At 45.2% G+C, this 8,729-nt stretch carries 6 protein-coding genes; all 6 read left to right on the top strand.

Annotated features, from left to right (window positions below):
* The first annotated feature begins 504 nt into the window (after window positions 1-504).
* The 6 genes from I8U18_RS17135 (at window position 505) to I8U18_RS17110 (ending at window position 8,391) form a co-directional block, all read left to right on the top strand.
* A complete protein-coding gene (locus I8U18_RS17135; RefSeq protein ID WP_033102432.1) occupies window positions 505-1,962 on the top strand; it encodes an aldehyde dehydrogenase family protein in 1,458 nt (485 codons plus the stop codon).
* An 82-nt stretch (window positions 1,963-2,044) separates the two neighbouring features.
* Complete coding sequence (locus I8U18_RS17130; RefSeq protein WP_033102433.1) at window positions 2,045-2,800, top strand: sugar phosphate isomerase/epimerase family protein; 756 nt, start codon at window positions 2,045-2,047, stop codon at window positions 2,798-2,800.
* Window positions 2,801-2,909: 109 nt separating this feature from the next.
* Entirely contained in the window at window positions 2,910-3,188 is a 279-nt protein-coding gene (locus tag I8U18_RS17125) for a hypothetical protein (protein WP_033102434.1), read from the top strand.
* 1,575 nt (window positions 3,189-4,763) lie between these two features.
* Complete coding sequence (locus tag I8U18_RS18400) at window positions 4,764-4,901, top strand: Tn3 family transposase (protein ID WP_081944042.1); 138 nt, start codon at window positions 4,764-4,766, stop codon at window positions 4,899-4,901.
* A 530-nt stretch (window positions 4,902-5,431) separates the two neighbouring features.
* A complete protein-coding gene (proV, locus tag I8U18_RS17115) occupies window positions 5,432-6,676 on the top strand; it encodes a glycine betaine/L-proline ABC transporter ATP-binding protein ProV (protein WP_198065146.1) in 1,245 nt (414 codons plus the stop codon).
* Entirely contained in the window at window positions 6,673-8,391 is a 1,719-nt protein-coding gene (locus I8U18_RS17110) for an ABC transporter permease/substrate binding protein (RefSeq protein ID WP_033102436.1), read from the top strand. The genes proV and I8U18_RS17110 overlap by 4 nt, the downstream gene beginning before the upstream one ends.
* The last annotated feature ends 338 nt before the right edge of the window (window positions 8,392-8,729 follow it).

Raw genomic sequence — 8,729 nt, 5'->3', positions numbered from 1 at the left:
TGGATGCGTTGGTTCTGAACATAGGAAACCTTCCTTCGGAATGTTTTTTATTCCAATTCGACAAAAAAGGCTGTTGACCTTCTTTTGTCAACAGCCTCCCCATCTCGATTGAGATGGGTTTTTTTATTTATTAATAACGAAATGGAGACTTTCCATTTTAATAGATGTGAGACACTTTAAACTTCAGATACAAAGACACTTTAGACCTGAAGATATTATTTTATTTTAATAAATAAATATAATATATGGGATAAAACAGAGAGAACGGATACGAGAATAATGGAAATCGCTTGGTTGGAGGGACGATGACAATCATGGCGAGTTCCATTTTAATTCTGGATTTCCTGTCGAAATGAGCAGCTATTTCTACTTGAATAGTTCTGGAGAACCATTCATATTTTCCCTTTTTTTACTGAATGTAATCACGTTTATAGTATAATAACAATAATATTGAAAGTTAATATTGTACTACAAAATAAAAAAGAAATGGAGGAGAAAACAATCATGTATGATTTTACGTATTGGAATAAGCAATATATTGGTGGGGAATGGATTGATGGTTCAAGCCCGACCCGCTATGAAAATGTAAATCCCTATAATGGTGAAACATTATCCACCCTTCAGTTGGCGAATCGCGATGATATTGCCCGAGCTTATGAGAAAGCGAAACAGTCCCAGAAAGCCTGGGAACAATTGAACCCCTACAATCGGGCAATGGTAATGGAAAAAGCTGCGGCACTGATGGTAGAACGGGCCGACGAACTCATCGAGATCTTGATTGCCGAATCGGGCAGTACCCGGATCAAAGCCAGCATTGAAGCAAAATCGGCTTTCTCCATGTTGAAGGAGGCAGCCAAATACCCTTTTCAGATGAACACAACGGTTCACCCTTCATTTGTCGTCGGAAAAGAGAACCGGGTTTATTGTAAACCGCATGGAGTCGTTGGGATCATCAGCCCGTCCAACTTCCCGTTTATTTTATCCTTACGTGCGGTCGCTCCTGCTTTGGCAACAGGTAATGGCGTTGTTTTGAAACCGGATTCGCAGACATACATATCGGGTGGTCTTTTTCTCGCCAAACTGTTTGAAGATGCCGGTCTGCCAAAAGGGGTGTTTAATGTTGTTGTCGGGGAAATCGAGGAAATTGGTGATACCTTTATTGAACATCCCGTTCCACGGCTGATTTCTTTCACGGGTTCAACTGAAACAGGCCGGCATATCGCCCAAATTTGCGGAAAACATCTCAAAAGACTGCATCTGGAGCTGGGAGGCAATAACCCCTTTATCGTGCTGGAAGATGCAAATATTGAAAAGGCGGTGCAGGCTGCGGTTTTCGGTGCTTTCTTGCATCAGGGGCAAATCTGTATGTCGATTAACCGCATCATCGTACATAAAAGTCGATATGAAGAATTTATCCGTTTGTTTGCGGAAAAAGTGAAGAAGCTGAAAGTCGGAAATCCGGCGGAACCGGATACCTTTATTGGACCGTTAATCAATAAAAATGCCATTCCCCGCGTTCTTTCTTTGATCGAGGATGCTGTACAACAGGGATGCAGGCTGATTCTCGAAGGAAAAGCATATGATCAATTTCTTGAGCCTTATATTCTTGCAGATGTGCGTAATGACATGAAAATTGCCCAAACGGAGCTTTTTGCCCCTGTCGCCTGTATCCTTCCCGTTGAAAGTGAAGAAGAAGCAATAGAGATTGCCAATGATAATTCATACGGGTTGAGCAGCGCGGTTTTCTCCGGATCGATTGAGCACGGAGTTCGTGTCGCCCAGCGAATCCAGGCCGGGATGGTTCATGTCAATGACCAAACGGTCAATGATGAACCCAATATTCCTTTCGGTGGTGAAAAAGCTTCGGGTTACGGACGTTTTGGCGGAAATTGGGGGCTTGGAGAATTTACCACAACCAAATGGGTGTCAGTGCAAAATGAACCACGGACTTTTCCCTTCTGACCCATGGCCGCAGGTTGAATCGACGGGTTGAAATGGCGAAATCGCTCGAAAAACCATGCCCGATTGAGGAGGATTGGCGTTAATGTGCAAAATCGCACTTCAACTTTGGACGTTAAATAACATGGCTGAGAAGGATTTTTTGGGGACACTCCGCCGGGTAGCCGACTTGGGATATGAGGGAGTTGAATTCGCCGGTTTTTTCGAAGCACCTGCCATGGCGGTAAAAAAAATGATGGAAGAGAAAAAATTGACTGCAGCGGGCAGCCATGTTCCCTTGTCTGAGTTTGCACCGGATCGGATTGAGTCCGTGTTTCGGTATCATGAGCAGATCGGCAACCGCTTGTTGGTTGTTCCTTGGCTGCCGCAAGGGATGAGGACGACAGCTGATGATTTTAAACGATTGGCAGAAACGTTTAATCAACTGGGACAACAGTGCAAAGAGGCCGGTTTCATGTTCGCCTATCACAATCATGATTTCGAATTTCAAAAATTTGGCGGATTAACAGGATTTGATATCCTGTTTACGGAAACGGACCCACAATTGGTCAAAATGGAATTGGATATATATTGGGCTGAATATTCCGGATTCAATGCCGTTCAATTGATGAAAAAATACAGAGATTCATTGATTGCACTCCATCTGAAGGATATGAAACGGGTAAACGGCAAAGCAGTCAGTACGGAAGTAGGAGCCGGTTCTCTTGACATCCCTGCAATTGTCGCCCTGGCCAACGAGTGGAACCTTTCCTGGCTGATTGTGGAACAGGAGGAATTTGATTATGACCCGATGCGCTCCGTCCATCAAAGCTTGGCATATTTGCAAGGGAAGTTGAAATAAATTTTTCAGGCTGGAACCATGGGAAAATGGGGCGGATGAACCGGTTCAAATATGGATAGACGATCATAGGATAGCAACGTGCATCTTTAATCCAAAGGAGTGGATTTTGTTGGAACGCATTAAGCCTCCCATGCATCCCATGCCTCCGGTGGCTCCCATGCCCCCGATGGTTCCTGCGCCTCCCAAGTATCCGATGTTTCACTATCCCAAACATCATTACAAAAAGATGGATCACCATTCCTTGTACAAAGCGTACCGGCACAGCAAAAAAGCCACCAAGATATTGAAACATATGCTGCATCATTGTCATGATTGGGGGTATTGGGACAGTTCTTCCAGCAGTCACTGGCGGGACAGCAGTTCGTGTAGCTCTTCCAGCAGTTCCTGATCACAAGCGAAGATGGAAGACGGGTTCCGTACATCCCTTCAACCTGTCGCGACGTGTGGAGAAAAGCAGAGCAAGAAGAATCTCCTCACGACACAATGGGAATCGCGGACGAAAACGGAAGCAGAGTCCAAGTTTGGCTCTGCTTCTTTTATTTGGTGCGAAACGTTCTTCATCATGGGAAATTTCAACTGGGGAGGGCTCAAACTCACGGTGGAGAGAAGAATGCGAAAAATTTTTTTATCCCTCCCGGGCAGTGTTGGCACTTGTCCCGAAACTGCGCACAGCTGGGCGGAAGATTTGCTTGGTTCAACGGTCGGGCATACTAGACCGCGCCCGGCCTCTGAAGGAGAAGATCGAGAAAATGGTCGTAGTTGAGCACCTCTTGGCCTTGTCCCAAACATCGCGGATGTGTCTCAATGAGTTCTCCCTTGTGGCAGAACTCCACTCGCTCAGCAAAGACCTTTCACCTCAGCTCTGAGGAGGCATAGTCAAAGCTGTTTTCTCCAAGGTGACCATGGAAAGCGAATTGCTGTTCCCATACCGGGTTGGATCGCAAGCTCACGGACGTGGAGGCAGCGGTAGCATGTGCGCTTTGTCTTCCTCATAGGCTTGCCTCCCTGACGGTAAGTGAAGTACGGGGAACAGTGGTCGCCTCGTAAGCGATGCACTTTTCAACCTGCCATTGGTTAAGTTCATCCAAGCTGGATACAGAGAGCATCGGGATGAAGTATTGACTCTTGGCCACCTTTACAAAGTTCTCGACCTGTCCCATGCACAGAAAGTCCAGAAGCCATAATCCAAGTCGAGAGGAATCTGGCAGAATTATCACGTAATTTCCAAAATATCCCTGTTCTTTCTCTGGATCTACTATTATATCCCCACAGTCGATTAACACTTTTATTGAAAAAATCCATATAAGTGAGATTAATAATTTAAAAAGAGGTGATGAAGATGTCCCTCTCGTTTCGTAACCTTACTCCCAATACCGTATTCATTTGCATTAATCATCTGGTAGTTCCTGGGACTTGTCCTGAGGGATATGTGAAGACAGTGTGGTTTAGAGTGGAGCCTGGTGCGACTGAACGTGTTTATGTTGGAAGCACCAGAAGAGTGCGTTCATACTACGCCGAGGATAATTTCGGAAATGTATGGACTGGAAATAGCCCCCCAACACCCAAATCCCTAATACACGTTTTAGGTGGTGCCTGAACAGAAGGTGCAATTCCTTCCAAATAGTAGAAGGACTCTGCAGAAGCGTTGGGTTTAGACAAATAACTTCGCTTGCGGAAGAGCTAATACTCGAATTGACTTTGACAAGTAACCGAAGAGCACCCAGATCAGGTAATGTTCGTTTAGAATTGCCAACAACGCGAAAACTCAAATATCGAAAATATCCACACGGCATTATCAATAAAACGGGTTCTGGTGCATAAAAGACGAAAGATGACACGAATGGAGAGCCCGTTCCTCAATCCTTCAAACGGCTCAGAAGTGAAAACGAAAAATATGGGTGATGGGATGCGTGTCCAAGCCGGGGGATTTTCCGTCTATGCTGAATCGCTTTGTCAGTGATCAATTCTCCTCATCGATAAGATTCTCCACCATGAAACAGATTTAGAAATCAAAAAACATGATACGGATGCCGCGGGCTATACTGATCAAGTTTTTGGATTAAGCCATATATTTGGATTTCGATTTGCGCCCGGGATTTGAAATACAGGGGATGCGCACTTTTTTTCCCCTCGATCTGCCTAATGGTTTCCCAAGATTTCAGATTTGCTTAAAAAGATTAATCCTCAAGTGATCTTGCAAAATTGCGATCAGGTATTGCGTATCTCCCATTCAATCTTAGATGGGAAAGTGTTTCTGCGTCGCTTGTTATGAACAAATTCCGTTCATATAACCGGGAAAATCATGTAGTGAAAGCTTTACGTTTTATAAGTCAAGGGGAACTGCGAGAACGTTCATTGATTGACCAATACCAAAGAGGAACAGCGCTAAATATGATCTTCCATATTTTCACCGCTCAATTGGGAACATATCAATACACCGATTAAATATACAATCAGACAACAAAACCCGATCACAACCCTTAACGTGGTTGAAAATCGGGTTTTTCACTTCTCTGAGTTCTTAGCGTGGCAAAATCGCGTTTTTCTGTCGGTACCCCTGGTGAGAAAAAAGTAATTTTTTATGGTAATGATTGGTTATTAAAGAAAAAAAGCAAAAAAGTGGTTTAAGAAATGACATTTACGGTTAGTAGGTTAAGAGAGAGGGGTGTTTTTTTGGAAACAATAAAGATAAAAGTAGAAAATTTATCCAAAATTTATGGTCGTTCGTCGAAGAAAGCACTGAAAATGTTAAAGGAGGGAAAGGATAAAAAGACGATATTGAAAGAAACCGGTGCTTCGGTCGGAGTCAATCAGGCCGATTTTGTTGTGTACACCGGCGAGATTTTTGTGATTATGGGTTTATCGGGAAGCGGTAAATCAACATTGATTCGAATGCTAAACCGCCTGATTGAACCGACTGATGGACAAGTATTGATTGACGGGGAAAATATCGTCAAAATGTCCCAGGAAAAATTGCGTGAAGTCCGGCGCAAAAAGATCGGAATGGTGTTTCAGAAGTTTGCCCTATTTCCTCATCGCACAGTGTTGTCGAATGTGGAGTTCGGCTTGGAAATTCAGGGTACTCCCGAACAGGAACGAAAACAGAAGGCAATGGAAAGTTTGCGATTGGTGGGGCTTGAAGCCTGGGCGGAAAGTTACCCGAACCAATTGAGCGGCGGAATGCAACAAAGGGTGGGGCTGGCCAGGGCACTGACCAATGATCCCGATATCCTGTTGATGGACGAGGCCTTTAGTGCTTTGGACCCGCTCATTCGCAAGGATATGCAGGATGAGTTGCTCGAATTGCAACGATCCATGCATAAAACTATTGTTTTCATTACCCATGATTTGGACGAGGCCCTGAGAATCGGGGATCGGATCGCCCTTATGCGCGATGGGGAAATTGTGCAAATCGGAACGCCTGAGGATATTTTGACCAATCCCAACAACGAATATGTCGAGCGATTTGTGCAAGATGTCAACCTGGCCAAAGTGTTGACCGCTGAGTCGATTATGCGAAAAGCGGAATCAATCATTCTCGGCAAGGATGGGTTGCGAGTTGCCTTAAAGCTGATGCGGGATAAAGGTGTTCCGGCAATGCTCGTCGTGGATCGCGATCGTAAGCTTCATGGAATGCTCACGGCTGAGCAGGCAAAACAGGCGTTACGTGAAGGAAAAGAGATGCGGGATGTTGTGATCCGGGATCTTGTCCGCGTCCAGAAAGATACACCGTTAAGGGAGATTCTTCAGCTTATGGCCCAGTCCGATTCTTCTTATCCGGCCGCTGTGGTGGATGAGGAAGGACGGCTGGCCGGAGCGGTCGGAAGAGGAGCCATTTTTGCTGCTCTGGCTGGACAGGCAGGTGATTCCGAATGAGTTTGCCGCGTATTCCTTTAGACAAATGGGTAGATGCGTTTATCCAGTGGCTGCAAATTCATTTTAAGCCGCTGTTCGATTTGATCAACGGGGCGATTGGGCCGACTGTTGATTTCTTTCAACATTTGTTGTCCGCTGTGCCACCGATCTGGATGATCCTGCTGCTGACCCTGCTGGTGTGGTTGGTTAGTCGCTTGAGGATTGCCATTTTTGCATTCATCGGTTTAATGCTGATTTATGATTTGCAATTATGGTCAGACAGCGTATTGACGATTGCGTTGGTTCTCACTGCGACCTTGATTTCCATTGTGATCGGGATTCCTCTGGGGATATTGGCCGGTCGCAGCGACAAAATGAAAGGTTTTTTATTTCCTGTCCTTGATTTTATGCAAACTATGCCATCTTTCATCTATCTGATTCCGGCTGTCTTTTTCTTTGCGCTGGGGAATGTGCCTGCGGAAATCGCTTCAATCATTTTTGCGATGCCGCCCACCATTCGCATGACAAGTTTGGGATTGCGTCAAGTATCCGGAGAACTGAAAGAGGCTGCCGATGCCTTTGGGACAACCTCCTGGCAGAAATTGATCAAGGTGGAATTACCGTTGGCTCGTTCGACCATTCTGGCCGGGATCAACCAAACGATCATGCTCTCTTTGTCAATGGTTGTGGTTGGTTCCATGATTGGCGCAGACGGATTGGGCAAGATTGTGCTCCAATCGATTTCCCGTCTGCAGGTCGGAAAGGGATTTGAAGCCGGATTGGCGATTGCCATCATTGCCATTATCCTTGACCGTGTCACCCAGAATCTCGGAAATGCGAAAACAGCCGCCGTCAATAAAAAAACGCCGATGGTGATCGTCCGCAAATGGTTGACGATTGCCACGATCATTGCCCTGCTGGGGATGACGGTTTATTCCTATGTCGGAGACGGATCCGGCAAGAAAAAAATCGTGCTGACTTATGTCGCCTGGGATTCGGAAATTGCCAGCACCAATGTGGTTAAACAAGTATTGGAAAAAGCCGGTTACGATGTTGAAATTCAAGAGACGGAAGCTGCCCCCATGTGGGAAGGCGTCGTCAGCGGAGCGGCGGATGCTCACGTCTGTGCCTGGTTGCCGTCATCAAGCAAAATTTTTGTCGAAAAATACAAGGGACAATTTGACGATTTGGGTCCTAACCTGACGGGAGCAAAAATTGGGCTGGTTGTTCCGCAATATGTACCGATCAATTCCGTTGATCAGCTGAATCAGTACCGCGATAAATTCAACGGGCAAATCATCGGTATCGACCCAGGATCCGGCGAAATGCAACTGACGGAGAAACTAATGAAACAATATCAACTGAATGGCTATCAGTTGATCTCGGGCACGGATGCTTCGATGGTAGCTTCCCTGGACAAGGCGTATAAACAGAAGAAATGGATTGTGATAACCGGTTGGGAACCGCATTGGAAGTTTTTAAAATATAAATTGAAATTCCTGGATGATCCGGACGGAGTTTATGGTGGTCCACAATCGATCCATACCATTGTGCGTAAAGGCCTGAAGAAGGACATGCCGGAAGCGTATGCGATTTTGGATCGGTTTCATTGGAGCAAAGAGGATATGGAAGAAGTCATGCTGAAGATCCACGATGGAATGTCTCCGGATCAAGCTGCTGCTGAATGGGTTAAAAGCCATCCGAAACAAGTAAATGAATGGCTTGGTAAACAGTAAGATTGAAAACATGCCGCCAAAGGCGGCATGTTTTTTACTTTTTGTTGAGTTTCATGATTTTGGATTATTCTGTTGAGGCTCAGGTATTTAATTAAGATTGTTTCTAAAGGGGGAAACTGCTTCGAGGAAAAATGATGAGAGAAAAACTCCATTTTTTTTAAAAAAAAACTGTTGCATAAGCTTAAAGATCGTGCTATATTATTTCTTGTCGCCGCAATGATCGGCGCAATTGAGAGAATGCACCTTGAAAATAAGATATGGAATAAGGCAAATGACGAAATGGTCATTCGTCAAGTTGCATCACCGGGAGAGAAACCGTAGCAGGTTAAGCTACTAAG

Source organism: Thermoactinomyces sp. CICC 10522 (assembly GCF_016055075.1).
Lineage (GTDB): Bacteria > Bacillota > Bacilli > Thermoactinomycetales > Thermoactinomycetaceae > Thermoactinomyces_A > Thermoactinomyces_A daqus.
Note: the sequence above shows the minus strand (reverse complement) of the source record. Positions and strands in the feature narration are given on the sequence as shown.